Origin of the sequence: Pedobacter sp. Bi27, assembly GCF_918698255.1 — a bacterium.
Lineage (GTDB): Bacteria > Bacteroidota > Bacteroidia > Sphingobacteriales > Sphingobacteriaceae > Pedobacter.
Map to the genome: position 1 here is coordinate 300139 of NZ_CAKKMW010000002.1, position 25621 is coordinate 325759.

The 25621-nt window shown below is 37.4% G+C and carries 27 protein-coding genes; 16 read left to right on the forward strand and 11 right to left on the reverse strand.

What is annotated here, in order from left to right:
• Nucleotides 1–19 precede the first annotated feature (19 nt).
• From rsmI to LQ227_RS06630, 7 genes are all read left to right on the forward strand, one after another.
• Nucleotides 20–733 (forward strand): 16S rRNA (cytidine(1402)-2'-O)-methyltransferase, encoded by a 714-nt coding sequence (rsmI, locus tag LQ227_RS06600; protein WP_029277358.1) that lies wholly within the window; start codon nucleotides 20–22, stop codon nucleotides 731–733.
• A gap of 38 nt (nucleotides 734–771) precedes the next feature.
• On the forward strand, nucleotides 772–1425 hold the full coding sequence (locus tag LQ227_RS06605) for a PH domain-containing protein (RefSeq protein WP_230148795.1): 654 nt from the start codon (nucleotides 772–774) through the stop codon (nucleotides 1423–1425).
• Nucleotides 1426–1554: 129 nt separating this feature from the next.
• On the forward strand, nucleotides 1555–3171 hold the full coding sequence (gene lnt / locus LQ227_RS06610; RefSeq protein WP_230148797.1) for an apolipoprotein N-acyltransferase: 1617 nt from the start codon (nucleotides 1555–1557) through the stop codon (nucleotides 3169–3171).
• Nucleotides 3172–3202: 31 nt separating this feature from the next.
• The gene (lspA, locus tag LQ227_RS06615; protein WP_230148799.1) at nucleotides 3203–3709 is read left to right on the forward strand and encodes a signal peptidase II; all 507 of its coding nucleotides are present in this window, start codon (nucleotides 3203–3205) and stop codon (nucleotides 3707–3709) included.
• A 142-nt stretch (nucleotides 3710–3851) separates the two neighbouring features.
• Complete coding sequence (locus tag LQ227_RS06620) at nucleotides 3852–4601, forward strand: M57 family metalloprotease (RefSeq protein ID WP_230148801.1); 750 nt, start codon at nucleotides 3852–3854, stop codon at nucleotides 4599–4601.
• 188 nt (nucleotides 4602–4789) lie between these two features.
• Complete coding sequence (locus tag LQ227_RS06625) at nucleotides 4790–5206, forward strand: OsmC family protein (RefSeq protein ID WP_230142108.1); 417 nt, start codon at nucleotides 4790–4792, stop codon at nucleotides 5204–5206.
• A 297-nt stretch (nucleotides 5207–5503) separates the two neighbouring features.
• Complete coding sequence (locus LQ227_RS06630) at nucleotides 5504–6415, forward strand: hypothetical protein (RefSeq protein WP_230142111.1); 912 nt, start codon at nucleotides 5504–5506, stop codon at nucleotides 6413–6415.
• Nucleotides 6416–6484: 69 nt separating this feature from the next.
• Here LQ227_RS06630 and LQ227_RS06635 read toward each other — a convergent pair whose 3' ends face one another.
• The gene (locus LQ227_RS06635; protein WP_230142113.1) at nucleotides 6485–8125 is read right to left on the reverse strand and encodes an NAD+ synthase; all 1641 of its coding nucleotides are present in this window, start codon (nucleotides 8123–8125) and stop codon (nucleotides 6485–6487) included.
• A 48-nt stretch (nucleotides 8126–8173) separates the two neighbouring features.
• Nucleotides 8174–8848, reverse strand: a complete 675-nt coding sequence (locus LQ227_RS06640) for a porin family protein (RefSeq protein WP_057931342.1) — start codon at nucleotides 8846–8848, stop codon at nucleotides 8174–8176.
• A gap of 30 nt (nucleotides 8849–8878) precedes the next feature.
• On the opposite strand from LQ227_RS06640, the gene gldB reads away from it, so the two are divergent.
• From gldB to LQ227_RS06660, 4 genes are all read left to right on the forward strand, one after another.
• Nucleotides 8879–9913 (forward strand): gliding motility lipoprotein GldB, encoded by a 1035-nt coding sequence (gldB, locus tag LQ227_RS06645; RefSeq protein ID WP_230148803.1) that lies wholly within the window; start codon nucleotides 8879–8881, stop codon nucleotides 9911–9913.
• Between the two features lie 108 nt (nucleotides 9914–10021).
• Complete coding sequence (locus tag LQ227_RS06650; RefSeq protein WP_057931344.1) at nucleotides 10022–10792, forward strand: patatin-like phospholipase family protein; 771 nt, start codon at nucleotides 10022–10024, stop codon at nucleotides 10790–10792.
• Between the two features lie 316 nt (nucleotides 10793–11108).
• On the forward strand, nucleotides 11109–11903 hold the full coding sequence (locus LQ227_RS06655; protein WP_230142118.1) for a M12 family metallopeptidase: 795 nt from the start codon (nucleotides 11109–11111) through the stop codon (nucleotides 11901–11903).
• Between the two features lie 71 nt (nucleotides 11904–11974).
• Nucleotides 11975–12892: an omptin family outer membrane protease gene (locus tag LQ227_RS06660; RefSeq protein ID WP_230148805.1), complete on the forward strand. Its 918-nt coding sequence runs from the start codon at nucleotides 11975–11977 to the stop codon at nucleotides 12890–12892.
• Here the strand turns inward: LQ227_RS06660 and LQ227_RS06665 are convergent.
• The 3 genes from LQ227_RS06665 to gcvT are packed head-to-tail and all read right to left on the reverse strand — an operon-like array spanning nucleotide 12889 to nucleotide 15793.
• Nucleotides 12889–13605: a 2-phosphosulfolactate phosphatase gene (locus LQ227_RS06665; protein WP_230148808.1), complete on the reverse strand. Its 717-nt coding sequence runs from the start codon at nucleotides 13603–13605 to the stop codon at nucleotides 12889–12891. The genes LQ227_RS06660 and LQ227_RS06665 overlap by 4 nt on opposite strands.
• 10 nt (nucleotides 13606–13615) lie before the next feature.
• Complete coding sequence (locus LQ227_RS06670) at nucleotides 13616–14680, reverse strand: YhcG family protein (protein WP_230148810.1); 1065 nt, start codon at nucleotides 14678–14680, stop codon at nucleotides 13616–13618.
• 33 nt (nucleotides 14681–14713) lie between these two features.
• Entirely contained in the window at nucleotides 14714–15793 is a 1080-nt protein-coding gene (gcvT, locus tag LQ227_RS06675) for a glycine cleavage system aminomethyltransferase GcvT (RefSeq protein WP_230142125.1), read from the reverse strand.
• Nucleotides 15794–16102: 309 nt separating this feature from the next.
• On the opposite strand from gcvT, the gene LQ227_RS06680 reads away from it, so the two are divergent.
• Together LQ227_RS06680 and LQ227_RS06685 are read left to right on the forward strand one after the other, a co-directional pair.
• Entirely contained in the window at nucleotides 16103–16963 is an 861-nt protein-coding gene (locus LQ227_RS06680) for a tetratricopeptide repeat protein (protein WP_230142126.1), read from the forward strand.
• A gap of 17 nt (nucleotides 16964–16980) precedes the next feature.
• Nucleotides 16981–17232: a hypothetical protein gene (locus LQ227_RS06685; RefSeq protein WP_230142127.1), complete on the forward strand. Its 252-nt coding sequence runs from the start codon at nucleotides 16981–16983 to the stop codon at nucleotides 17230–17232.
• A gap of 12 nt (nucleotides 17233–17244) precedes the next feature.
• Here LQ227_RS06685 and LQ227_RS06690 read toward each other — a convergent pair whose 3' ends face one another.
• Both LQ227_RS06690 and LQ227_RS06695 read right to left on the reverse strand, forming a co-directional pair.
• Complete coding sequence (locus LQ227_RS06690) at nucleotides 17245–18447, reverse strand: glycosyltransferase family 4 protein (RefSeq protein ID WP_230142128.1); 1203 nt, start codon at nucleotides 18445–18447, stop codon at nucleotides 17245–17247.
• Nucleotides 18448–18469: 22 nt separating this feature from the next.
• Nucleotides 18470–19078, reverse strand: coding sequence for a ribonuclease HII (locus LQ227_RS06695; RefSeq protein WP_230142129.1), 609 nt, complete (start codon nucleotides 19076–19078; stop codon nucleotides 18470–18472).
• A 100-nt stretch (nucleotides 19079–19178) separates the two neighbouring features.
• Here LQ227_RS06695 and LQ227_RS06700 point away from each other — a divergent pair, with 100 nt between their 5' ends.
• From LQ227_RS06700 to LQ227_RS06710, 3 genes are all read left to right on the forward strand, one after another.
• On the forward strand, nucleotides 19179–19517 hold the full coding sequence (locus tag LQ227_RS06700) for a TfoX/Sxy family protein (protein WP_230142132.1): 339 nt from the start codon (nucleotides 19179–19181) through the stop codon (nucleotides 19515–19517).
• A 77-nt stretch (nucleotides 19518–19594) separates the two neighbouring features.
• Nucleotides 19595–20227 (forward strand): hypothetical protein, encoded by a 633-nt coding sequence (locus LQ227_RS06705; protein WP_230142134.1) that lies wholly within the window; start codon nucleotides 19595–19597, stop codon nucleotides 20225–20227.
• Between the two features lie 97 nt (nucleotides 20228–20324).
• A complete protein-coding gene (locus tag LQ227_RS06710) occupies nucleotides 20325–20855 on the forward strand; it encodes a DUF4251 domain-containing protein (RefSeq protein WP_215130124.1) in 531 nt (176 codons plus the stop codon).
• Nucleotides 20856–21249: 394 nt separating this feature from the next.
• Here the strand turns inward: LQ227_RS06710 and LQ227_RS06715 are convergent, their stop codons facing one another.
• The 4 genes from LQ227_RS06715 to LQ227_RS06730 form a co-directional block, all read right to left on the reverse strand.
• Nucleotides 21250–22332, reverse strand: coding sequence for a glutaminyl-peptide cyclotransferase (locus LQ227_RS06715; RefSeq protein WP_230142135.1), 1083 nt, complete (start codon nucleotides 22330–22332; stop codon nucleotides 21250–21252).
• Nucleotides 22310–22675, reverse strand: coding sequence for a YraN family protein (locus LQ227_RS06720; protein WP_230142137.1), 366 nt, complete (start codon nucleotides 22673–22675; stop codon nucleotides 22310–22312). The genes LQ227_RS06715 and LQ227_RS06720 overlap by 23 nt, the downstream gene beginning before the upstream one ends.
• 177 nt (nucleotides 22676–22852) lie before the next feature.
• On the reverse strand, nucleotides 22853–24832 hold the full coding sequence (dnaG, locus tag LQ227_RS06725) for a DNA primase (RefSeq protein WP_230142139.1): 1980 nt from the start codon (nucleotides 24830–24832) through the stop codon (nucleotides 22853–22855).
• Nucleotides 24833–24958: 126 nt separating this feature from the next.
• Complete coding sequence (locus LQ227_RS06730; RefSeq protein ID WP_230148812.1) at nucleotides 24959–25618, reverse strand: SGNH/GDSL hydrolase family protein; 660 nt, start codon at nucleotides 25616–25618, stop codon at nucleotides 24959–24961.
• Between the last annotated feature and the right edge of the window lie 3 nt (nucleotides 25619–25621).

Here is a 25621-nt window from a genome sequence, read left to right on the forward strand (position 1 = left end):
GTAAACTGCAAACCGAAATATGGATGGCAAACTATTTCTCGTACCAACGCCCATAGGCAATTTGGAGGATATGACCTTTAGGGCAATCCGTATATTAAAAGAATGCGATTTAATCCTAGCGGAAGATACCCGCACAAGTGCCCCGATGCTTAAACACTTTGGCATCGATAAAAGGGTTTTTTCTCACCACCAGCACAACGAACATAAGGCCACTTCAGAAATCATCAAGTTTTTAAATGAAGGGCAAAAAATTGCCTTAATATCTGATGCCGGAACGCCTGCCATTTCCGATCCGGGTTTTTTCCTGGTTCGCGAGGCCATTAAAAATGATATTGCGGTAGAGTGCCTACCTGGTGCAACAGCTTTTGTACCTGCTTTGGTTAACTCAGGCTTACCTGCAGATGCATTCTGTTTCGAAGGTTTTTTACCCGTTAAAAAAGGCAGACAAACAAAGTTTAAAAAATTGGCAGAAGAAGACCGCACCATTATACTTTATGAAAGCCCACACCGTTTATTAAAAACTTTAGAGGAATTTGCACAGTATTTGGGTGCCGATAGGCAAGCTTCGGTAAGTAGAGAACTCACCAAGATGTTCGAAGAAACTGTTCGTGGAACTTTAGTGGAAATAAAATCACATTTTGAAAACAATACTTTAAAAGGAGAATTTGTAATTTGCATAGCGGGGAAACCCAACATTAAAAGCAAAAACAAATATGAAGATGCTGAAGAGTAGCATCAAAAACGTAACCAGTACAACAATTTAAAAATATTATGATTAGCATAGATAGATTTCTGAGTGACGAACAAGACCCAAAAGCGGTTGAAAAAGTTATTGGAAAATTAAACGACCTTTTAACTACGGGCGAAGAACTTTTATATTTAGCTGTACAGAAAAAACCTGCGGTAAACTTGTTACCAGATAGTATTGCAATTTCGAATAAACGTATTTTTTATTGCGAGCCGGGTAATTTAGGCTTAACCATGAACTTTAAAGATATTTCGTGGAAAAGCATTAAAGAGGTTTCGTTTAAGGAAGAATTTTTTGGTTCTAAATTTATCTGTGTACCACAACATGGCGAAAACATCGTAACCGAATTTATTCCGAAAGTACAGGCGCGTAAATTACACCAGGCTGCGAACCAGCAATTGGATGAGTATAAGGAAATGCTCCGTCAGCAAAAACTGGAAGAAAACCGTGCAACTGCCTCTCCCATTAATTTAAATACGCAGCCTCTTGCCGAAATCCCTGCTTACGAACCAACTCCTGAGCCAGTACAACCCGTTATTCAGATCGCTGAAGTTGTAGAAGAGCCAGAAGATGAAACCACATTAAAATTACGTAAGCTTAAAACTTTGTACGATAAACACCTGATTACTCAGGAAGAATACGAAGCTAAAAAAGCAAACATTTTAGATAGTTTGTAAGTAAACCCCTGTCATGCTGAGGCACGAAGCATCTTTAACACAACTGTACTGCACTTACGTTAACAAAAACAAGGTCAGTTTTCTGTCGCATAGAGATCCTTCCTGCGTCAGAATGACAAGTAATCTTATATGAAATCTAAACAAACTTACCTCCTCGCCCTCTTAAGTGCATTTTTACTTTGGCTAGCCTGGCCACCAATGCCTTTTACCACACCTTTGTTGTTGATCGGCCTGGTGCCTTTATTCATTGCGCTCAATTCCATTTCAGGCAATGCTGAAAAAAAACAGGGAAAAAGAATCTTCTTGACTGCAGGCTTAACTTTTCTAGTTTGGAATACGGCATCAATTTATTGGGTGTACAATGCGATAAGTGCTTATAATGGTCCGGCAGTAGCCTTGCCAGTTTCTTTAATTCCTTATGGATTAGGTGCACTTTTAATGACTTTTGCTTTTTGGTTATACTATCGATTGGGTAAATACGTAAATAAAAAGATCGCGTACCTTGGGTTAATTGCCTTTTATATCGCTTTAGAATATTTGCAACAAACCTGGGATTTAGCTTTCCCTTGGATGACTTTAGGTAATGGTTTAGCAGGAATGCATCAACTGGCGCAATGGTATGATTATACTGGTGTTTACGGAGGTTCACTATGGATTTTAGTGAGCAATATCCTAGCTTTTGAAGCTTACAGTAAATTTAAATCGCAAACAGGTTATTTAAGGTTTAAAACCGCAGGAATCTGGGCTTTGGTGGTAATTATTCCAATCGGCATTTCATTAACAAAATACTTTACCGCCGAACAAAAAGGTACACCTAGCAATGTAGTGGTGGTTCAACCGAATATCGATCCCTATCAAAAACTGGAGAATATTCCCCCTGCTGAACAGATCAAGATACTAACTCATTTATCTGATTCGACCGGACAAACCAACACCGAATATTTTATCTGGCCAGAAACGGCCATCCCAAATTATGCAAATGAGGATAGAATCCGGAGCAATCCTGACTTTATTAACCTACAAAGCTTTTTGGCCAAGTATAAAAATGGAACATTAATTACAGGGATAGAAAGTATTAAAATCTATCCTGACAAAAAAACAATAACAGCTAAATTTGACAATCAGAAAGGCCTTTATTTCGACAATTTCAATACAGCCATGCAGGTAGAAAACTCTGCTAATGTTCAGTTTTATCATAAATCTAAGTTGGTTCCTGGCGTAGAGAAAATGCCTTTCCCCAAAGTATTTTCATTTTTAGATGGTGTTTTTGCGCAATTGGGTGGAACAGTGGGTGGTTGGGGTTGGCAAGAAAAGCCAAGTGTACTTTATGCACAAAGTGGCATTGGCGCCGCACCAGTGGTTTGTTACGAAAGTTTATGGGGAGACTGGATTGGCCAACAGGTTAAAGATGGGGCTCAATTTATTGCTATTATCACTAATGATGGCTGGTGGGGCAATACATCAGGCAAAGATCAGCATGAGATGTATGCAAAACTCAGGGCAATTGAAACCCACCGCGATGTGGCCCGTTCTGCAAATACAGGCATATCTTGCTTCATCAATCAGCGTGGCGATATAACACAAAGCACTAAATGGTGGACAAGAACTGCTATCAAGGCCAACATTAACCTAAACGATGAGATTACCTTTTATGTAAAAAGTGGAGACATTATTGCAAAAATATTGAGTGTTTTAGCGGTTATCTTAGCCTTGATTATTCCTTATAGAAAATGGGTAAAGAAATAAAATCCCATTAGTAAATTCTAATTATAAAAACATGCAACAGTTAAAAAGCCTTAGGTGGTCTGTTTTATTATTACTGCTCACATTAAACTTTGGCTGCGATCAGATTTCCAAAAAAATTGTGCGTACCGAGATTAGCGATTACGAACACATCAGCATTATAAAAGACCGTTTTACCTTAACCAAAGTAGAAAACAGTGGTGCGTTTTTAAGTCTTGGCGATAATATGCCTTATATTTTTAGACTCATAATTTTAACAGGCTTGCCATTACTATTTTTGGGCTATGGCTTATATTTCATCTTTGCCAAACGCAATTTACCAATGAGTATGCAAATTGCTTTGTGTTTTCTGATAGGAGGTGGAATTGGCAACCTATATGATCGGATTGTACATGGATCGGTTACCGATTTTATGCATATGGATTTTTACCTCTTCCAAACAGGCGTTTTCAATTTTGCAGATATTTCGATCATGATTGGTGTAGGTATATTGCTTTTCCAGTCAATTAGAAGTAATAGACTAAAGCACGAGGCAGATTAGGATAGCAGGTAAGATTTCATAGCGCTAATTAAGAATACAAAATAAATATGCATCAAAAATACAAATATGTATTTTTTGTATTATATTTATTCATGTAGTACTCAATTGCAGCATATTACGATCTAAACCAAAAACCTAAACTATGAAACACCTATTAACAAAAACTATGCTGATTGCATTGCTCTCAGTAATGGTAATCTCGTGCTCGAAGAAAAATGAGCTACCAGCAGATCAGGAAAACGAAACCGTTCAAAACCAAAAAGTTCTCGCTTACATCAAAAATCTTGGTTTTACAGATGCACAGATTGTAGAAAGTGGAGATAATTACGTTGTAGACGGCGATATCGTATTTAGCAAAAACATGGAAGTTCCTGTCGATAATGGAAAACCAATAACCGAACAATATTATAATGGATATATTGTAACCAATAGCACTAATATACGCGTTAAAGTAGACCCTTCTATAAATGGGATGATAAGTGAAATCAATTCTGCAATCAACCAATGGAATACGGTACCTAATTCTAAAATCAAATTTGTAATTACAACAGGTACTATTTATGATATTCTAATTAAGGTAGACAATACCATTGGAAGTTCTACATGCGGACAGGCCTATTTATCAACTTCAAACGGTAAAGCCGGCAACACAGTTTGGATTAACCAGAACCTGATCCAGAATAATTCTTTTGCACAACGTACGAGAACCATAACACATGAATTTGGGCACACGATTGCGTTTAAACACACCAACCAATCTACAACTATTAATGTCCCTGGAGTTGGGGGAACCGATGCGCTATCATTAATGAACGGCGGGCAATGTGGAAGTGGTGCAACTGTTTTATCAGCAAAAGATAAACAAGCTACCGCAGTATTGTACCCTTTATAATTAAAAATCAGACAAATAACCTAAAAAGATCGTAATGCAATGGAAGCTGTTTCTCTGAAGCAGCTTCTTTTTTGAAACAATATTTGCAAATGATTTTAATAAAGGAATTTCTTAACAAAGAATTGCCACCTTTAAACAAACATATTTTTATCTTTAGGTGTTAAACAATCTAAAAATAAAATCCAATCATGAAAAGAAATGCAACAGCCGTATGGCAAGGTTCTATTAAAGAAGGTAATGGCAACATCACTACACAAAGTACCACTTTAAATAATACTCAATATTCTTTTAATTCTCGCTTTGCTGAAGGTGTTGGCACAAATCCAGAAGAATTAATTGCTGCTGCACACGCAGGCTGTTTTACCATGAAATTATCTGCTAACTTAACTGAAGCAGGATTTACAGCAGATAAATTGGAAACCAAATGTGAAATTAACCTGGATCCATCAAAAGGTGAAATTGTAGAATCGCATTTAACTTTAACAGCAACTGTACCAAATTTAACTCAGGAGAAGTTTGATGAATTGGTAGCAGATGCAGAAAAAAACTGCCCAATCTCTAAATTATTAAACACAACGATTACTGTAGATGCAACCTTAGCATAGCCTATAATCATGCTGAGGCACGAATCATCGTGAGCTGAAATAGACTCTCTTCGTACTTACCATTGACAAGATGCCAATAAAGTGGTCGTCATTCTCGCGCAGGCGGGAATCTTAAAGCTTATTGCATTAGGATTTCCAATCGAGTTGGGAATGACGATTTCATGCAGACTACACTTCCCTAAAAACCATGTTATTTACATTGATTATGAAACATAATTAAACCTTAGCACGACTACTTATTCGTTGTATTACAAGATAAAATTAATTGTATAACTTAGCTTTACAAGCTAAGTTAACATGAAAAAATCTCTCCTATTCTTAAGCACTGTTTTATTCTTAAGCAGTTGTGTCTCTTTTAGCAGTAAAAAGGAAACAACATTTAGTACAGTTGCTGCTACTGAAGGCGTCAATAATGCATCCTCTGAAGAGGATTTATTTCATTTTGCCAGTTTTGACACTGATGTGGCGGTAAGAAAACTCGCTGTTAGTAGGTTAAATAACGAAGCAAATCTATTTCATGTTGCTAGTTTTGATATTGACACCGCAGTAAGGAAGCTTGCCGTTAGCAAATTAAATAATCAAGCATACTTATTTCATATTGCCAGTTTTGATGCTGATGTAGAGGTAAGGAAACTTGCTGTTGGCAACTTAGACAATCAGGCAAACTTATTTCATATTGCCAGTTTTGATACTGATGTAGATGTAAGGAAGCTCGCTATTGGCAACTTAGACAATCAGGCAAACCTATTTCACATTGCCAGTTTTGATGCTGATGTAGACGTAAGGAAGCTAGCTATTGCAAACCTAAATAATCAGGCAAACCTATTTCACATTGCCAGTTTTGACGCTGATGTAGACGTACGAAAACTCGCTGTAGCACACCTAAATAATCAAGCAAACTTATTTCATATTGCCAGTTTTGATGCTGATATAGACGTACGGAAGCTCGCTGTGGCACACCTAAATAATCAGGCAAACCTATTTCACATTGCTAATTTTGATACGAATGTAGCGGTAAGGAAACTTGCAGTTGGTAACTTAAATAATCAAGCAAATTTATTTCACATTGCTTGTTTTGATCAGGACAAAGAAGTAAGAAAACTTGCCGTTGGTAAAATGAGCAATCAGGCACATCTAAACCACATCATCTCTTTTGAGAAGGAGAGCGACATCAGGCAAATTGCATTAAATCAGCTCAACCATAATTAGACCGTTTTCAGTTGGCAATTTGCAGTTCGCAGTTTAAACAGTTAACCTAACTTTACAGCCTTAAAATAACTAAGCCATATATTTTCCAACGATAGGCATTCTTCTGCCCATACCAAATGCTTTTGGCGATACCCTTAAAATAGGTGGAGTTTGATAACGTTTAAATTCTGCAATGTTTACCATTTTGAGAATCCGCAGCACTAATGCCTCATCAAAACCTTGAGCGATAATGGCTTTAGAGCCCTGTTTCTTTTCGATATGCTGATATAATATTTTATCGAGAATTTCATATTCAGGTAACGAATCAGAATCTTTTTGATCGGGCCTCAGCTCTGCAGATGGTGGTTTAACAATGGTATTGACCGGGATAATTTCCCTTTCTTTATTAATGTGCTTTGCCAGCTCAAAGACCTGCATTTTATACACATCGCCAATTACCCCAATAGCACCGCACATATCACCGTATAAAGTACCATAACCAACAGCACACTCGCTTTTGTTTGATGTATTCAATAAAATATAGCCAAACTTATTACTCATGGCCATATTAATAATGCCGCGGATACGGGCCTGCACATTTTCTTCGGCAAGGTTGAAAGGCAGGCCTTTAAAAGCTGGTGCAAGTATATGATCGAAAGCTTCTGCAACTTCTTTAATTGGCACAATTTCGTGCATACAACCAATATTATTAGCCAAATCTAAAGCATCTTGAACAGAATGGTCGGAAGAGAATTTAGAAGGCATTAAAACGGCCATTACATTCTCTGGGCCTAACGCACGACAAGCCAAAGCGCAAACCACAGCGGAGTCGATCCCACCTGATAAGCCCAAAACGGCTTTACTGAAACCAGATTTACTGAAATAATCTTTTATACCTAAAATCAACGCGTCGTGAATCTGCTCAATATCGGTCAATCTTTCCGATTGGGGATATTTATTACGCACATTTTCAACCTCTTCCAGATCAAAAACCTGAATATCCTCTTCAAAATACTTCATCTCTGCTTTCACGGCTCCATCAGCATCAAAAACCAAAGAACCGCCATCAAAAATAATTTCAGTCTGCGCACCAACCTGGTTTACATAAAACACAGGCAGGTTATACTTTTTTGCATTATCGCCTAATACTTTAATGCGTTCATCGTCATGGGTGTAAGAGAAAGGAGATGCCGCAATATTAATCATCACATCTGGCTGCTCCTTAATCAGCTCATCCATTGGATTAGAAACATATAGTGGATTATCGTTGATATTCCACAGATCTTCACAAATGGTTAAGGCAATTTTTTTTCCCTTAAAATCGATACAGTTAAATTGTGTGGCAGGTTCGAAATAACGATATTCATCAAATACATCGTAAGTTGGTAAAAGTGCTTTTTTAACCACGGCTTTAACTTTCCCTTCTTCGATAAAATAGGCAGCATTAAACAGATCTTTTCCCTGTAATACTTCGTTTTTAATAGGTAGGCCCACAATACAGGCAATATCTGTACAATGTTTGGCTATTTCCTGAGCAGCAGTTTCACACAATACGATAAACTCATCAAACTCCAAAAAATCTCTTGGCGGATAGCCACAGATAGCAAGCTCGGCAAAAACAACCAAATCTGCGCCTTTATCTTTCGCCAATTGAATATTTTCAGTTATTTTTTTCGTGTTTGCCTCAAAGTTCCCGATATGGTAATTGAGTTGTGCTAGTGCTATTTTCATATTAATGTATCAAGTAGTGAGTATCAGATATCAAGACAACTATCCAGATTAAAAGAATACACCGAAATTAAGTGCCAAATAATGATTTCTAACATCTCTGGCTTTATCTGTTACAATATTAGTGAAACCGTTATTAAAAGTTAAACCAGCTACGATGCTGGTATTGCCCGAAATGTCGAATTCGCCGCCGCCACCGATGATTAATCCAGCACGGTAAAGTTTAATGTTATCGGATACATTTAAATTATCGCCAACAACCGTTCCGCCTGTTACAGCATCTTGTTTAGCACTGATGTTGATTGAATTAGATAATCCAAACTGACCATACCAACGTTTTCCATCAGCCTTAACTGTTTTTAGTTTAATGGTTAAAGGCAAGTCTACATATTGTAATTTGTATTTTAAATCGTAAGCTTTCGGTGCAGTGCTGCTACTGGCGCTATAATAAGGGAGAACATTCGCCTCTGTACTTTTACCATTTATCGAAGTTATGGTTAGCGCAGTAGAAAAACTATAATTCGGCGCAAAATTAAAATCACCAATTAATCCATAAGAAAAGCCCAAAGCTATTCCGTCTGTTTTTCCTTGTTCAGGCTTAATCCAACCAAAAGTTGGCGTAGCGGTTAAACCTAACCTAAAACCGTAATTGGTTAAAGGAGAATTTTGCGCCCATGCGCCAATACTTAAAAGAGACAAAATTAAAATGGTCGATATTCTTTTCATGCTATAGGTGTTTATATATATTTGTTGTACATGATGTATAACGTAAAACACTGGCAAATTTATCTAATTTTTCTTTTTGCCGTCACATTTATTTCCTGTAGGCAAAGCAACAGGCCCGATGTAAGCAATATACAGGTAAACATTAGAATCGAAAGATTTGATAACGAGCTATTTGACGGGAAAAACAAAAATGTTATTGAGGTAGATAAACAGCTTAGTTCAAAATATGGTGTGTTTTATGACGATTTTATCCACCGGATTCTGGACAGTAAATATTCCAACACCGAATCGTTGACCAACCTGTACCGCGACCAGGCTTATACCGATTTAAGCAAAGAAGTTGATAGTGTTTTTCCAAACTTAAAAGCGCACGAAGAAGGATTGACCGAAACTTTTAAATACATTAAATACTATTACCCGAAAGCGAAGATTCCAAAATTTATTTCTTTTGCTTCAGGTTTCGCTTACCAAATGCCGGTAGGTGATAACTATTTGGGCATTGGCTTGGATATGTTTCTGGGCAAAGACAGCAAATTTTATAAGGCGATTGTGCAAAGTGTGCCCTTATACCTATCAAGAAGGTTTGCACCTGAATATATTGTGCCCCGTGTAGCCGAAACATACGCCCACGAAGAACTTTTTACAGAGCCTGATGACAATAGAACCCTCTTGTCTAAAATGATCTTCCAGGGAAAGATTTTATACTTCTTAGATCAGGTTTTACCTGAAAGCTTAAGCGATTCTACCAAAATCGGATATACTCAACAGCAGTTAGACTGGACACAAAATTTCGAAGGCGATATTTGGGCATATTTTTTGGAGAACAATTACCTGTATGAAACCGACTATCAAAAAATTCAGGTGTTTTTATCTGAAGGACCTTTTACACCAGGTTTAGGTGAAAATAGAGATTCGGCACCAAAATTGGGTGTATGGATGGGTTGGCAAATTGTAAGAAAATATATGAAAGAACACCCTGATGTTACTTTACAACAATTAATGGCAGATAACGATGCACAGAAAATTTTAAATCAATCGAAGTACAAACCGAAACAACAGCGATAGTTTATCAGTTTGCAGTTTTTAGTTATCGGTTTACAGGCCGGAACAATACCACAATTAAGCAATAAAATCGATCAGTTGAACTTTAAAGTAATCATCTAAATTAAACCTATGAAAGTTGGCATTGTATTATCAGGTGGAGGCATTAGGGGAATAGCGCATTTAGGCGTTTTAAAAGCCTTTAGCAATTTGGGCATTACCTTTAGTCACATTAGCGGAACAAGTGCAGGAGCGATAGCCGGGGCCTTTTTTGCTGCTGGCATAGATCCGGAGGAAGGTTTGAATATTTTCCTTAAAACAAAACTCTGGCGCTTCGTTCGTCCGGCGGTGGGTTCTCTGGGTTTAATCAATATCGAAAACACTTCTCTGATTTTAAAGGAATATTTTCCGGAAGATTCAATTGAAAAGCTAAAAATACCCTTAACCATTGCTGCCGTAAATTTTAGCGAAGGCCGATTGGTTTATTTTACAAAAGGACCGCTTATTAGGGCTATTCATGCCTCTAGCTGTATACCTGGTATTTTTAAACCCATTATGATTGATGGCCAGATGTATGTGGATGGCGGCATTTTAAATAATTTCCCGGTCGAACCTTTAATGGATGACTGCGACTTCATTATAGGCTCGTCCTGTAACCACCTTAAACCAGTTGATAAAATTACCGGCATTACCAATTTGATGGGGCGTGCGGGTATCATGTCTATTAACCACGATATGGAAAGAAAGGCAAAATTCTGTAACGTATTAATCGAACCAAAAGGTTTAGGGGCCATTAGCACATTCGATATGAAACGTGCAGAAGATATTTATTGGCTGGCACACGAAGAAGCCTTGATTACGATTAAAAATAGCCCAACAATCTCTGAATTGATAACAAAATAGCAAGTGGCTTCACTTGTGTATTTCTTGATATATGTAATATTTAAACTACAATAAAATAGTTTATATTAAACAAATAAACTAGTGTAAAAAATACACATATGCAATAAAAATATTACAATTCTCTTGGTGTTGATATAATATTCCTTTACTTTAGGATTGTACTTTGCAAATGCAGAGGCAATTAACCTAAATGTCTATCTATGTTTTTCAACCTGATTATTCTTTTTCAAAGAAGAAGAATTCCTGTTTTTACGATCTTCTAACTTGATTTCTAAGTCAAATACAGATCATTAATTTTTACCTAAAAAACCTAAACATGAAATTCTTAAAATTAAATAAAACCCTATTAACTGCCCTGGCGCTAACCACAGTATTATTCGCATGTAAAAAAGAAAAACCTACAGAGACGGCAGATTTACAAAAACCTGAATTATCAGCTGTTAATCCCCTTGGCGACATCCAGATCTGTACAGAAAGATCATTGGATGGAACTACCCCAAGAGGCGCCGTTCTAAAGTCAACAAAATGGATTCCGGGAACTACGATTAAAGTAAGTTTAAACGGAAGCACATCGGCCATCAGAGCTAAAGTAATCCAATATGCGAAAGCGTGGGAACAATATGCCAACATCAAATTCAACTTTGTAACAAACGATAATACAGCCAAAATCAGGGTAAGTTTTGTAAGCGGGGATGGATCTTGGTCGTACATTGGAAAATCAACGCCTAGCACCGGTGCAACCATGAACTATGGTTGGTTAACTGCAACTACCGCAGATTCTGAATATAGCCGCGTGGTCATCCACGAATTCGGCCATGCCTTAGGATTGATCCATGAACACCAACACCCATTAGTGGCTATTCCTTGGGATAAACCTGCTGTTTATGCCTATTATGCTGCTGCACCAAATTACTGGAGCCAGGCAGATGTAGACAATAACTTATTTGCAAAATACAGTACAACACAAACCAATTATAGCGCTTACGATAAATATTCGATCATGCACTATTCGGTTCCAAACGAATTAACCATTGGTGATTTCGAGGTGGGATGGAATACCGTATTATCACCTACTGATAAGTCATTTATCGCTTCAGTATATCCATTTTAGAAAATAAATTTTACACATAGTGGTTTTAAGTAACCACTATGTGTATTTTGCTGTACAAAATAAAAACAGATATGCTGATCGCTTTGCGGATTTCCTTTATCAAACCATTTTTAGCCTGCTTAACGTTCCTTTTAATCTGCCAAACCGCATCTGCACAAAAAAATCCCTATAAATGGGAGGTAAAGCCTTATGCAGGCATTCAACAATCAAGATTTGACTGGTCTATTGCAGGTAATGCGGCCGGAACCAGTCCGAATGTATTATCAGAATTAATCTGGAAAAATCTTAAAGGGCCTGGTTTTGGCTTAGATATTAAATACAATATTACCGAGCAGCTTAGCATTAAAGCCACTAACCAATACAGCAGCATAACCAAAGGCGAGGCAGAAGATACCGATTATGCAGACGATAACCGGCAAAGTGCTTTTTATTTCGATCTGCTCAACGCCAATAAGGGTTATTTATACGATGCCGATTTACAGCTTATTTACCAACTGTTCAAATTTGGCGATTTTAACATCAATCCAATTGTTGGACTTTCATATCATCAGCAAAAATTTCATTTGTTAGAAAGTGCAACTAATCCTGACAGCAAAGGCCTAAACTCTACCTATGTAGCAAGATATAAAGGATTCGATTTTGGAGCAGAACTTGTTCTTAAAAGGCAGAAATTCAGTATAGGTGCCACTGTTTTAGGCGGTTTTTATACTTATTCGGCAAAAGCCAACTGGAATCTAATTCCTGATTTTGCAAAACCTGTAAGCTTTACCCATAAGGCAAATTCTTTTTCGTTAAGTGCCGATATCAATCTGGCTGTACCATTGAACAAAAGTTTACGGATAGAAGTCGACTATAAGATCAATAACATCAACACTTACTCTGGTGTAGATAAAGCTTATTTTAATAGTAGACCAACAGAGGAAACTCAATTTAATGGTGCCAGTTTCAGAAAAAATGCAGTATTGCTGGGGCTAAATTTTAGCTTTTAATTTTTTAAGGCAACCAAACGCTCGCCTTCCAGTACCGGAATTGCTTTGCAAAGATTTAACTGCAAACAGAAAATAACATCTTCCTCTATATTCAACTGAGCCAAACGATGGCTATGTGATGATTTGTGAAGGTATTTCCTCAGATCTGCTTTAGCTAAGGCATACAAATCTTCTGCAGCCACGCTAGAATCATCAAAATGTTCGAAATTTTGACGGAGATTATTTACCACAGCACCCGCAAAAAGAGTATCCTCTAAATTGAACTGATCTTTCCAACCGGCGCAAAGCAAAAGCACATTCTTAGCCTGACTTTTCAAATAACCGCAAAGGGAATCTAAGTTCAAGAAAGACCCAATTACAACCTGATAGGCCCTTTTCTGAGCCAAATGCAGGGCCTTAGTTCCATTGGTAGTAGTTAAGACAACCGTTTTTCCATTCACTTTTTCATGGGTATAAGAGAATGGCGAATTACCGAAATCGTAGCCTGCTACCACCTCTCCATTTCGTTCTGCCGCCAATAAAAATCCGCTATCGCGATAGTTTAAACAATCTTCTACCTGAGCTACAGGAATAATCGCTTCAGCACCATTATCTATCCCGTAGGTAATAGATGAGGTGGCTCTTAAAATATCGATGACCACCACAATGCTTTGTTCGATATCATATAAATCAATCAAGGCTGGTGTTAAACAAACTTCTATTTTTTTTGACATATTCGATATTTTATTCATTTATAATTTCTTTTACCTTTTCTTCTAAGAGTTTTTGATCAGGTAAATAAAGTTGATACTTAGATACGAAGATTTTATTGGATAGCCCACCGGTTGCATATTTAACCAAAAACTCATTTTTATCTGCAGCGATGATGATTCCTATGGGATCATTATCGCCTTCGGCATTTTCTTCCTCTTTGAAATAGTTTAGATAAAAATTCATTTGGCCAATATCCTGATGTTTTACCTTTTTTGTTTTTAAATCAATCAATACAAAACACCTAAGTATACGATGATAAAATACGATATCGACAAACATATGCTCATTATCGACAGTTATTTTAAACTGCCTCGCGACAAATGAAAAGCCCTTACCAAGCTCCAATAGAAATTTCTGGAGATTGTCAATAAGTTTTTTCTCTAGTCCCGATTCTTTAATGATACTGCTTGTAGGGATGTTTAAAAATTCAAAAACATATGGATCTTTGATTAAATCATCAGAGCTATTGACTACCTGACCTTTTTCAGCTAAAGTTAGTACGCCTTCTTTATCTTTGCTTAGCGCTAGTCTCTGAAATAGGGCTGAATCAATTTGGCGTTTCATTTCTCTAAAACTCCAATTTTCTTTTATAGCCTGTGCTTCATAAAAACTTCTAGCAAGGTGGTCAGAAATGGTTAAGAGTTCTGCATAATGGCTCCAGCTAAGAAAAACGCCAGACAGTGTTTGGCTTTTTGAGAATTCGCCAGACACTGTCTGGCGAATTAAATCTTCGTCTGCTAAGGGCTGAAATTTGGGATAATTTATATAAAACGAGCGCATAAGCTGCAAACTTGACCGGCTAAATCCTTTGCCAAATTTTAACTTCAAATCTGCAGAAAGTGTTACCAGCAATTCCTTACCATATCCGGCTCTCTTTTTGCCGTGTTGCTCAAAATCAACAATGTATCTTCCAATTTTCCAATTGGCAATAATCAGCTCAACATTAATTGCTTTTATCGCATTCTGTTTTGCCGTTTGTAAAGTTGACCCAATGTGGTAAAGCAGCTCGCTATATTTATGTTCTTCCAGTTCCATCACTTCAAAAATATGGCTGCCTTAGCTATAAATCTATTTATAAAAAGGAAACTTAACCACTTTGGCTTTAATTGGCGTATTGCGGATTAAAATAAAAACTTCAGTTCCTTCTTTAGTAAAATCTTTTGCAATGTACCCCATACCTATTGCTTTTTGCAAAGAAGGTGCCTGGGTACCAGAAGTTACTTTACCGATAATATTTCCTTCGGCATCAGCAATTTCATAATCATGGCGCGGAATACCACGATCGATCATTTCGAAACCAACCAATTTCTTTTGAATACCAGCTTCTTTTTGTGCCAATAATGCCTCCGAATTGGTGAAAGATTTAGAAAATTTGGTAATCCAACCTAAACCAGCTTCAATAGGCGAGGTAGTATCATCGATATCATTTCCATATAAACAGAAACCCATTTCTAAACGTAAAGTATCGCGGGCACCTAAGCCTATTGGCTGAATGTTGTATGGTGCACCTGCTTTAAAAATAGCATCCCAAATTTGATCGGCATATTGGTTTTCGAAATAAATTTCGAAACCACCAGCGCCGGTATAACCTGTTGCTGAAATGACTACGTTATCAACACCAGCAAAGGTACCTTTAACGAAAGTGTAATACTCCATTGATGCCAAATCAACATCAGTTAATGTTTGTAAAGCGTCTGCTGCTTTTGGTCCTTGAATGGCTAAAAGAGAGGTTTGATCCGAAATATTGTGCATTTCTACACCTTCCGAATTGAATTGTTGAATCCAGTCCCAATCTTTTTCGATGTTAGAAGCGTTTACCACCAACATATAGGTTTTATCATCTATTTTGTAAACCAAAAGATCATCAACAATACCACCATCTTTATTTGGCAAACAAGAGTACTGAACTTTTCCATCGTATAATTTAGACGCATCGTTACTGGTTACACGTTGAATAAGATCCAATGCGTTTTCACCTTTCAGAATAAATTCGCCCATATGGCTTACATCAAAAACACCCACGCCGTTACGAACAGTTGCATGTTCAGCATTAATACCTTCGTAAGTAACAGGCATATTGTAACCTGCAAATGGAACCATTTTAGCGCCTAAAGCGATGTGTTTTTCTGTTAATGCGGTGTTTTTCATCCGTAAATTTTATTTTTTTATGATAATGAAGCCAGTATAGCTGATATTCTGTGAATGATGACGGCTTTATTCGCTATTCTTCTTGGGGTGCAAAAGTACTAAGAAAAAGACAAAATTTTGAGGTTAATTTTAAGGAGATTTTGGATAATTTTGCTATTCTTCCGTCATGCTGAACTTGTTTCAGCATCTATTAAAAAGATAGGCGCTCAGGTAACACAACACCAACTAACTTTCATTAAAACTTAACACTAATATCAAATAAATAGTCATAATTTACGCACCAAATCATTTGGATATCAATAAAACGATATGAAAAAAAGTAATAACTATTTCACCTGGAAAAACTTTGCAGACAACTTCCAAAACGAAGTAACAGGAGCAAGGGATGTACACACAAATATGTTAAAAAGTGGAGTTAAGGAAAACAGCTACACTAAAATGGATTTTACCTTTATTTCTGACAAAAAGGAAAACCTTATCAATCTAGGTGATTTCATAAAATCGCATTACCCATACACCCTATCAGAAATAAACAGTTATGAAGGTTTATGGGAAATTAGCGGAGAAACTAATGAAATCCCAATTACCTCAGAGAATCTTCTTTACTGGGTGATTGATATGTTTAAGAGAGGTTACGAATTCGATGCTAAACTTGATGCTTATGGTGGCTTGTACGACCCTAACGAACAAAGTTTTCCTGATCTATCGGACGAAAAGGAAGGTTTTTATTTTGATAAAGGGTTAGCTTGTTATGAAAGCGGTGATTTAAGCGGCTCGATTATTAATTGGTCGCTAACTTTAGAAATAAACCCAGAAGACGTAAATTCGTACTATTCAAGAGCGATTGTAAAAAACGAATTGTATAGATGGAAAGCGGCATTAAATGATTACAACAGGGCACTTGCAATAACTCCAAAATTTACAGCCGCACTGCTTAACAGAGGTGGTTTAAAGGATGAGAACGGAGATTACCAGGGTGCTATTGCTGATTATGAAAAAATCCTTTCTTTTGATCATATAGATTCAGAAGATAAACAAAGTGCTTACTATAATCTCGGTAACACCATGCTTAACTTAAAAAATAAAGAGCTTGCTTGTCATAACTGGAATAAAGCTTTGGAGTTTGGCGCAGATTATGCTAAGGATAGAATAAACAAACATTGTATTTAAGCCGAAGGTTCTTAGAGATGAAAAGCAAAATCATATTTTTTATTTCCTTGGTCGGAATCTTTATTATTTTCAGACTTTTCTGTGGTGTTTATGTTCACGATGAGTTTGGGGATAAAGAGTTGTTCATCAAACATCGCCCTATATGGAAATGGAAATTTTATTCTCCGATCGGTATGTCTGATATGAAATTTGAAGATTTATCCGCTGAAGAGAAAATTGAACAAAAATATTTTAATGACTTTGTAAGAGAAAGGGGTCTGAGCCGATAAGTTCATGACCTATTATACACTCACCAATTCTTCGTAAATCTTCAGCATTTTGCTAGAGATTAAATGAACACCATGGTCGTTTTCTACTGTTTTGCGGGCGTTCTCTCCTATTTCTACCCAACGTTTAGGGTTAATGATACATTGTAAAATTGACCGATAAAATTCATCTGCAGAATCGGCAATTAAAATATCATGTCCATGCCTGCAATTAATTCCCTCTGCAGCTGTAGTTGTAGCAATAATGCATTTTTTCATGGCCATACCTTCAATAATCTTTACCCGCATGCCGGTGCCAGAGATTAAAGGGACAATCATAATTGCTTTAGAATTCATAAACTCTACCGCATCGAAAACTTCTCCCTCTACAATCAGATTTTCTGAATCGTATTCGAAGAAATGTTTCTGCATGTTTTTCCCTGCGATATAAAAACGAAGGTCTTTATTTAGTTTTTCAATATCGGGCCAGATATCATCCAAAAACCATTCTAGTCCTTCCTGATTTGGCCGCCAATCCATTGCACCTAAATGAAACAGTGTAGGGAAGCTGGTTTTGGTTTTATCTACCTTATACTTTTCTAAATCGATGGCAACTGGAAAAACCGACATCGGAATTTCGCAACCAAACATTAATATGCTTTGGCGGTCGGGCTCGGAAATGGCAAAAATATGGTGGAAACGGTTAATCTGATCGGTTTCATATGCTTTAAGCCGTTGGGCTAAAAAAGCTAAATATTTACGCCTAATGAGAAACTTTTCTGAATGAGAAAGACGTTCCCAAAGGGTAAATTCGATATTGTGTGCCCTATAAATGAGCTTGGCATTACTGTTTGCCTTAACCACATCCAGATAAGGAACAACAAAAAGCCCCTCAAATTGAATAATATCAAACACATTTTCTCGTAAAAGATTTTCCAACTGGCGGGCGGCATCTTCGCTGTAATAACGGGAAACATTATAAGATTCGTTAGTGAAAATGTTAAAAAATGCCGACCATACATTTACTTCAGTATCTAAATCGTAGGTATGGTATTTAATCTGTTCAAAAATAGGATCGTAAATATCTTCGATATCGATTCTTCCTTTTGTGGGGTTGAGGCTAAACAAAGTAATATCAGCGCCAAGTTGCAGCAAACCTTTTATGGTATTATAAACCACGATAGGATAACCACTATTTGGCGGAAAGGGAACCCGCTTAGTAATCAACAGAATTTTCACAATGTTGTGAAAATACGAAATTTTAGGCGTTTTTTGAAAACAGTTCTAACTGAGGGTCGCTCACATTAAAAGTTTTGCGGTGAAAAGGCGATAACCCGATTTCGATTACAGCCTTACGGTGTGCAATAGTTGGGTAGCCTTTATTCTGCTGCCAATTGTAATGCGGAAAATCGACGTGTAGATTAGTCATGTATTCATCGCGGTGGGTTTTCGCCAATATTGAAGCAGCGGCGATATTTAGATATTTACCATCGCCCTTTACAATGCAACTGTGTGGAATTTGCGGATAGGTTTTGAAACGGTTACCATCTATCACCAGGTATTGTGGTTGGGTATGTAATTGTTCAATCGCCCTGTGCATGGCCAAAAACGAAGCATTTAAAATATTGATCCGGTCTATCTCTTCATGATCACAAGAGGCCACCGCCCAAGCCAAAGCTTCCTGTTCTATTATGGGTCTCAGAGCGGCCCTTTGCTCATGTGATAACTGTTTAGAATCATTTAATCCTTCTAACACAAAACCTTTTGGCAATATTACCGCCGCGGCAAAAACAGGACCAGCGAGGCAACCTCTTCCAGCTTCATCACACCCGGCCTCTAATAATTCTTCCTGATAGCAGTTTAACAACATATTGCAAATTTACTGAAATAGAGATAGTAAGGAAATTATTTTGTTCAACATCTTATAAACATTAATTTTAAGGATAATATAACGTGACTGATCTAAGCCCATGAAATATAACGAAACCTTAGCGCTTCGCGTTGCCGAACGTTTAATGCATATACAAGATGTAGAGGAAAAAGAAATGTTCAGTGGGCTTATTTTTATGGTGAATGGCAAAATGTGTATTGGTGTTTCTAAGAACAGCATGATGGTGAGGCTCGACCCTAATACTTTAGAAAATTTATCCGATAAAGATGGCTGGCAGCAGATGGTGATGGGCAGTAGGCCAATGAAGGGTTACGTTTCGGTATCAGAAGATGTTTTAGGCCGGAATGATGAACTGGATTTCTGGGTTAACCTAGCGCTGGCCTTCAATCCTTTTGCCAAAGCATCCAAAAAGAAATAGTCAAATAACCAGCCACTAGCTTAAAAACTAGCAAGAGCCGTATTTTTTGATTAATTTTGTAGTTCTAATCAAATTTTATGAAAAAAGGGGCTGCTATAGCGGTATTTCTGCTATCGATTTCATTTACTGTTCTGGCTCAAGTTAAAAGAACTGCAACATCAACAGAAACCAAAGAAACAAACACGCAACAGTTACGAACACAGGCCCCCGAAGGGCATTACTGCGATTATTGTAAACTAAATTATCCCGAATCACATTTCCCTTGCATTATGAAATCCATCAAAGGCAAATTAGATGTAGCCACTGGCGAAGTAAGTTTCGTGGCCGGGCAGCCTATCAGTGGCATTGTGGTAAAAGGAGGTAAAAATCCGGGAGGCGATGCAATTACCCTCATAACCAACTCAAATGGGGAGATAGAGTTTAATAATGCCAGTGCAGGAAATTATAAATTTACCATTTTGGCACCTTCCACTAATCCCAAATCGCGGGTAGCGGGCACGCCAATCGGGGGAATAATTGTTAAAGGTGGTAAAAATCCCGGGGGCAGTTTAATTACTTTAATTACGAACGAAAACGGAGAAATCGAACTCAACAATCTTCCTGTAGGCACCTATAAATTCACAGCAATGGGCGCTTCTGCAACAGAGAAAAGTAATCCGTTATACAAATCGAGTTATTCGGAAAAGGTAAATCCGCTATATAAAAACTAAAATCGTTAAATTTACGCCACCGTCCATTTTTTGGCACTATTATGGAATCTTTCAAATCTGTGCATCTTTAAATTGTTACACATTTAAAACACACATTATGAAACGTTTAAATTTGATATTGAGCCTTGCCTTTCTTTTGATTGGGGTTCAATTATTTGCCCAAACCAATAAGGAAACTACACTGAAAATTGTAGCAGATAAAAATTATACTTTTGTTGCCAATACCGCCATGCCGATGTCGAACAACGACATTAATAAAGTATTAGCGATGATGCCAGGTAGTCAGGGTGGTGGTTCTATAAACCTAACGGGTTCGCAGTACGATGTTAAGGTTACCAAAGACAGTATTGTTGCTTATCTGCCTTATTTCGGAAGATCTTTTTCTGCTCCGATGGATCCTACTCAAGGTGGTATTAAATTTACCTCTAAAGATTTTACCTACACAGAATCGAAGAATAAAAAAGGATCTTACACCATCCAGATTAATACAAAGGATGTAAAAAGAGAAAACTATCGGTTTACCATTAATATTTCGACCAATGGTTATGCCTCATTAACGGCAAGCAGCATGAATAAACAACCCATTATTTTTAACGGTTATTTAGACGAGCCGAAGAAACAGGATTAAGGGTTTGTCATCCTGAGGGGTAATTAATTGTTTAAAATCAATATGAGTGACGTACAATTGTTTCTTTTCCATACACCATAGGCTTGCCTCGGCTCGCCGCCGCCGAAGGGCTCTTTCTTTTTGGCATCAAAAAGAAACAAAAAATGCCGGCTGAAAATTTTTCTTTTGATGGCAGTTGTGCGGCTAGAACAGTGCAGCCCGAAAAATTTGTTAGGCCGGGTTTAAATAGAACGGAGATACCGTGCTATGGCCTAGCTGAACGGAAATACAAAAGCGATTAAAATACTGATTAATAGTGGTTTGCGAAATAACATCAATGGTAGCCTGTCGAAGGACCTACTTAAATTCATATTAAGGCATTTCGACAGGCTCAATGTGACATATCGATATTAAATTATTTCTTAACCAACTCGATCTGAAAAATATGTGGCCACTTTTTACCGGCTACAAAAAGTCTTTTGGTTGCTTTATCGTAAGCGATACCGTTTAGCACATTATTGGCCTTTGCATCTTCGGTTTTAAAATAATCAGCTGGCAATAGTCCGGACAAATCGATCTTGCTTTCTACAGCACCCGTTTCTGGATTAATAATTAGAATTTCATTAGTGGTATATACGTTCGCATAAATTTTACCGTCGATAATTTCAAGTTCATTCAGGTTTTGAATTGGACCTTTGTTATCAAAAACATCAATCGAACCTATTTTTTGATAGGAATCTTTATTCAGGAAAAAGATAGTATTCGAACCATCCGTATTCAATACTTTCTCGCCATCAAAAGCCAAACCCCATCCTTCTCTACCGGTAGTATACGAAAATTCAGATAGTTTTTTAAAGGTAGCTTTATCATATACAAAGCCAACTTTTTCGCGGTAAGTTAACTGGATAATTTTGCTTCCGATTACAGTTATGCCTTCTCCAAAATACTGTTTATCCAAATCTGCTTTCTGAAGGATTTTACCTGTCGATGGTTCCACTTTACGCAAACTGGAATGACCATAATCGCCAGCACTTTCGTAAAAAAAGCCATCATGATATTCTAAACCTTCTACATAAGAAGAGGTATCGTGAGGCAAGGTTTTAATTACTTTATAGGTGTATTCCATTGGAGCCTGAGCTGCTAAAACATTAATATTTGAGGTTAAATCTTCAGATTTTCCAGCGCCAAATATTTTGGCTGTTACCAAATGGTTACCCAATTTTAACCCTTCAGTTTTAAGTTTGATGGCCGAAGTATCGGCTTTTGAAATCATTTTAACGGTATCGATCAAGTAAACTACGGAGTCTACTTTTTGTTCAGCGCCAAATTGTACTTTAACATCAAATTCGTTTCCCGACGGCACATTAAGACCAGTCATCGGCGAAATAAAACTACGGTAGGTTGTGGTAGAATCGTCTTTACAAGAACTTACAAATGCAAGCACGATTCCGGTAAATATGAAACTTTTAATGGGGTTAATCTTCAGGCCAAAACGCATCTTCAATATGGTTTAAATTATAATTTTTATTTTTTGTAAATGTAATTGCAATAATATCAAAACGGATATCATTTTGATGGTTCATTAATTCAATATAGGCATTAGCAGCCAATTCCATCTGTATTTGCTTGGCTTTGTGTACAAATTCTTCCGGTTCGCCAAAAGCAACCGAACTCCGGGATTTAACTTCTACAAAAACCATAATGCCATTTTTATAAACAATTAAATCAACCTCGGCTTTACCATGGGTCCAGTTTTCATCTAAGATCTCGTATCCCTGATCTTCCAGATATTGCCTTGCAATATTTTCGCCTGCTTTACCTAAATCGTTATGAAAGGCCATAAGACATAATTATTGAATGAGTGAGTTGTTGAATGATTAAATGTTCATTTTCAAATGTATTATAATATGATAATATTGAATGTTTCGAATATATCTATTCTATCTTTCAATCATTTTCTCATTCAGTCACTTTTCATCCTCCCCATTCAATCACTCCATCCTTCAGTCATTCAATCCTTACTTAACAATAACAGAACCCAGGAACTTAGAAATCTCTCGTTCAACTCCTTTAATTACACCGTAACGTTGCATTAAAATCATTTGGTTATCCTCGTTCTTTTCCTCTTTAATTTCTTTCAACAGGTTCATCAATATTTTTTCGACTTTACGCTTTTTGAGGTGAAAAATGCCACCTAAAATAGTCGCTTTTAAATTCATCGTTTCATCTTTAACATAGATAAGGTGTTTATTTAACCAGTTCTCGCTCAAAGCATATTCTGAGGTTGAAAGTGTAATGGCCAGATCGGCAATATCTCTATCCTCATGTTTAACAAAGTGGTTCGACGTGGGTAATCTGCCATTGTCGATTTCTGATTTATAATAATCGATAATTCTTTTGCAAAGTGGATCATCAAATTCTACATCGCTCAGGTTCTGCATGATGAATGAACCGATGTACATATCATCAATTTTATCCCAGTTTACAAATTCGTGCCCGAAAGCCAGTAATAAGCGCACAATTTCTTTTTCCTGATGCTCATTTTCTTCTACAGGTGCTTCATGACCCATTGGGCCTGCACTGTCATCCCATAAATCATCGGGGGGGCCAAGTGGCTCTGGTGCACCTGAAGAATATGGCTTTGGACTTGATGACGGATTTGCCCGCTGGTTGTTATCAAAGCTTTTTTTGAGCTTTGCCGAGCGCATTTTATTTAACTCACTCAGTAAAATATGCTCATCAATTTCGAGTAAACTACTACACTCCCTGATAAAAACGGAGGCCTTAATCGGGTCAGGGATTTTGGCAATACTTTCTACAATATCGCGGATAATGCCTGCTCTTTTAATCGGATCATTGCCCGCATCCTTAAGCAATACATTCGCCTTGTATAAAATAAAGTCTTTTCTGTTCTGCTCGAGATAGGTTTTAAACGCCCCTGCCCCAACATGGTGCATATAAGAATCGGGATCATGTCCATCGGGGAAGGAAACGATTTTTACGTTTAGTCCTTCTTCCAAAATCATATCCAAACCACGGAGGGAGGCTTTAATACCCGCAGCATCGCCATCAAATAAAATGGTAATGTTCTGGGTAAAACGCCCGATCAGTTTAATCTGCTCTACGGTTAACGAAGTACCCGATGAGGCCACTACGTTTTCTATTCCGGCCTGATGTACCGAAAGCACATCGGCATAACCTTCCGCCAGGTAACAGTTATCTAAATCGCGGACAGCTTTTTTGGCATGGAATAAACCGTAAAGTACATTCGATTTGTGGTAAATTTCGCTTTCTGGTGAATTTACATACTTAGGGACATTTTTGTCGGTTTTTAAAGTCCTACCTCCAAAACCGATGATCCGGCCTGTAAAGTTGTGGATCGGAAACATTACCCGCCCGCGAAAGCGATCGTAAATTTTGCCGTTATCGTTTTTGATCGATAATCCGGTGGCTTCTAAAAACTCTAATTTATGTCCGGCGTTGATTGCGCTTTGCGTCATCGCATCCCATACATCCGGAGAATAACCCACCTCAAATTTTTTAAGGATGTCTTCCCTAAACCCACGTTCTTTAAAATAACTTAAGCCAATGCCCTTTCCTTCATCTGTTTCCCAAAGCTGTTTTACAAAAAATGCAGCAGCGTACTGCGAAACTACATAAAGGCTTTCCTTGGCACTTTGTGCTTCGGCATCTTGAGGGCTCAGTTCGGCTTCCTCAACTTCTATATTGTATTTATTGGCTAAAAATTTAAGTGCTTCGGGATATGAATATTTTTCATGATCCATAATAAAGCGCACCGAATCGCCTCCTTTACCACAACCAAAACATTTGTAAATGCCTTTAGTTACGGATACGTGAAAGGAAGGTGTTTTTTCGCCGTGGAATGGGCAATTACCAATTAAACTGGTTCCGCGTTTCTTTAAGTGCACAAAATCCCCAACTACCTCCTCAATACGGGCGGTATCCATTATCTTATCTATCGTTTCGCGGTTTATCATATACGCACAGCTCTTTCCTCTTCTTATTTAACCACAAAGATAACAGAGAAAAAACACAAAGAACACAGAGAAAAATTTCTTTGTGTTCTTTGCGAAATACTTTGCCCACTCTGCGGCTAAAACCTGCTATTTTACCAAAGGCAATAACTGATCGGCAACCAATTTATTACCTGTTTCATTTAAGTGTACTCTATCAACAGTTAAAATGCCTTTTTCTTTATCCTCTGGATTATTTTTTGCCTCGTACTCTGCAAAAATTTTCCTTAAATCGCATACAGGAAGATTATTTTTTGCAGCCAATGTTCTAATCCCTTCAGCATATTTATTCAAATCGGCATCTAGCTCATTCGTACCATCTTTTTTCTCACCAACAACTGATGGAGTAACCAATACCACTTTGCTACCTACACCCTGAATTTTATTGATCAGCGCCTGATAAAACTTTAAATATTTGTCATAATCGGTTCCGGTATGAGAAGATTGTTTATGCCAAACATCGTTAATGCCGACATAAATCACCACTAAATCGGGTTTCTTGTTCAGCACATCATCTTCTAAACGCAGGTATAAATCGTAAACCTTGTTGCCGCCAATTCCGGCCCCAATTATATCATATTTAGTAGAATCGAGCGATTTTTTGATCAGGGTTACATATCCGTTTTTAGAAACACCCTGTTGGGTAATCGAATCGCCAAAGAAGATAATCCGTTTTGGTTTAAATGTCATTGATGTTAATGCAATTAAGCAAAAGCTTAGTAAAATACTTGTTTTTAACAGTGTTTTCATTTT

What these genes read in the sequence shown, in the direction of transcription:
- gldB (WP_230148803.1), top strand. Translation starts at nt 8,879, where the DNA reads ATGATGTATAACGTAAAACACTGGCAAATTTATCTAATTTTTCTTTTT.
- LQ227_RS06710 (WP_215130124.1), top strand. Translation starts at nt 20,325, where the DNA reads ATGAAACGTTTAAATTTGATATTGAGCCTTGCCTTTCTTTTGATTGGG.
- LQ227_RS06665 (WP_230148808.1), bottom strand. Translation starts at nt 13,605, where the DNA reads ATGTCAAAAAAAATAGAAGTTTGTTTAACACCAGCCTTGATTGATTTA.
- LQ227_RS06620 (WP_230148801.1), top strand. Translation starts at nt 3,852, where the DNA reads ATGAAACACCTATTAACAAAAACTATGCTGATTGCATTGCTCTCAGTA.
- LQ227_RS06655 (WP_230142118.1), top strand. Translation starts at nt 11,109, where the DNA reads ATGAAATTCTTAAAATTAAATAAAACCCTATTAACTGCCCTGGCGCTA.
- LQ227_RS06705 (WP_230142134.1), top strand. Translation starts at nt 19,595, where the DNA reads ATGAAAAAAGGGGCTGCTATAGCGGTATTTCTGCTATCGATTTCATTT.
- LQ227_RS06720 (WP_230142137.1), bottom strand. Translation starts at nt 22,675, where the DNA reads ATGGCCTTTCATAACGATTTAGGTAAAGCAGGCGAAAATATTGCAAGG.
- LQ227_RS06700 (WP_230142132.1), top strand. Translation starts at nt 19,179, where the DNA reads ATGAAATATAACGAAACCTTAGCGCTTCGCGTTGCCGAACGTTTAATG.
- LQ227_RS06625 (WP_230142108.1), top strand. Translation starts at nt 4,790, where the DNA reads ATGAAAAGAAATGCAACAGCCGTATGGCAAGGTTCTATTAAAGAAGGT.
- LQ227_RS06635 (WP_230142113.1), bottom strand. Translation starts at nt 8,125, where the DNA reads ATGAAAATAGCACTAGCACAACTCAATTACCATATCGGGAACTTTGAG.
- LQ227_RS06680 (WP_230142126.1), top strand. Translation starts at nt 16,103, where the DNA reads ATGAAAAAAAGTAATAACTATTTCACCTGGAAAAACTTTGCAGACAAC.
- LQ227_RS06605 (WP_230148795.1), top strand. Translation starts at nt 772, where the DNA reads ATGATTAGCATAGATAGATTTCTGAGTGACGAACAAGACCCAAAAGCG.
- LQ227_RS06730 (WP_230148812.1), bottom strand. Translation starts at nt 25,618, where the DNA reads ATGAAAACACTGTTAAAAACAAGTATTTTACTAAGCTTTTGCTTAATT.
- LQ227_RS06685 (WP_230142127.1), top strand. Translation starts at nt 16,981, where the DNA reads ATGAAAAGCAAAATCATATTTTTTATTTCCTTGGTCGGAATCTTTATT.
- dnaG (WP_230142139.1), bottom strand. Translation starts at nt 24,832, where the DNA reads ATGATAAACCGCGAAACGATAGATAAGATAATGGATACCGCCCGTATT.
- lspA (WP_230148799.1), top strand. Translation starts at nt 3,203, where the DNA reads ATGCAACAGTTAAAAAGCCTTAGGTGGTCTGTTTTATTATTACTGCTC.
- LQ227_RS06695 (WP_230142129.1), bottom strand. Translation starts at nt 19,078, where the DNA reads ATGTTGTTAAACTGCTATCAGGAAGAATTATTAGAGGCCGGGTGTGAT.
- LQ227_RS06650 (WP_057931344.1), top strand. Translation starts at nt 10,022, where the DNA reads ATGAAAGTTGGCATTGTATTATCAGGTGGAGGCATTAGGGGAATAGCG.
- LQ227_RS06660 (WP_230148805.1), top strand. Translation starts at nt 11,975, where the DNA reads ATGCTGATCGCTTTGCGGATTTCCTTTATCAAACCATTTTTAGCCTGC.
- rsmI (WP_029277358.1), top strand. Translation starts at nt 20, where the DNA reads ATGGATGGCAAACTATTTCTCGTACCAACGCCCATAGGCAATTTGGAG.
- lnt (WP_230148797.1), top strand. Translation starts at nt 1,555, where the DNA reads ATGAAATCTAAACAAACTTACCTCCTCGCCCTCTTAAGTGCATTTTTA.
- gcvT (WP_230142125.1), bottom strand. Translation starts at nt 15,793, where the DNA reads ATGAAAAACACCGCATTAACAGAAAAACACATCGCTTTAGGCGCTAAA.
- LQ227_RS06630 (WP_230142111.1), top strand. Translation starts at nt 5,504, where the DNA reads ATGAAAAAATCTCTCCTATTCTTAAGCACTGTTTTATTCTTAAGCAGT.
- LQ227_RS06715 (WP_230142135.1), bottom strand. Translation starts at nt 22,332, where the DNA reads ATGCGTTTTGGCCTGAAGATTAACCCCATTAAAAGTTTCATATTTACC.
- LQ227_RS06670 (WP_230148810.1), bottom strand. Translation starts at nt 14,680, where the DNA reads ATGGAACTGGAAGAACATAAATATAGCGAGCTGCTTTACCACATTGGG.
- LQ227_RS06640 (WP_057931342.1), bottom strand. Translation starts at nt 8,848, where the DNA reads ATGAAAAGAATATCGACCATTTTAATTTTGTCTCTTTTAAGTATTGGC.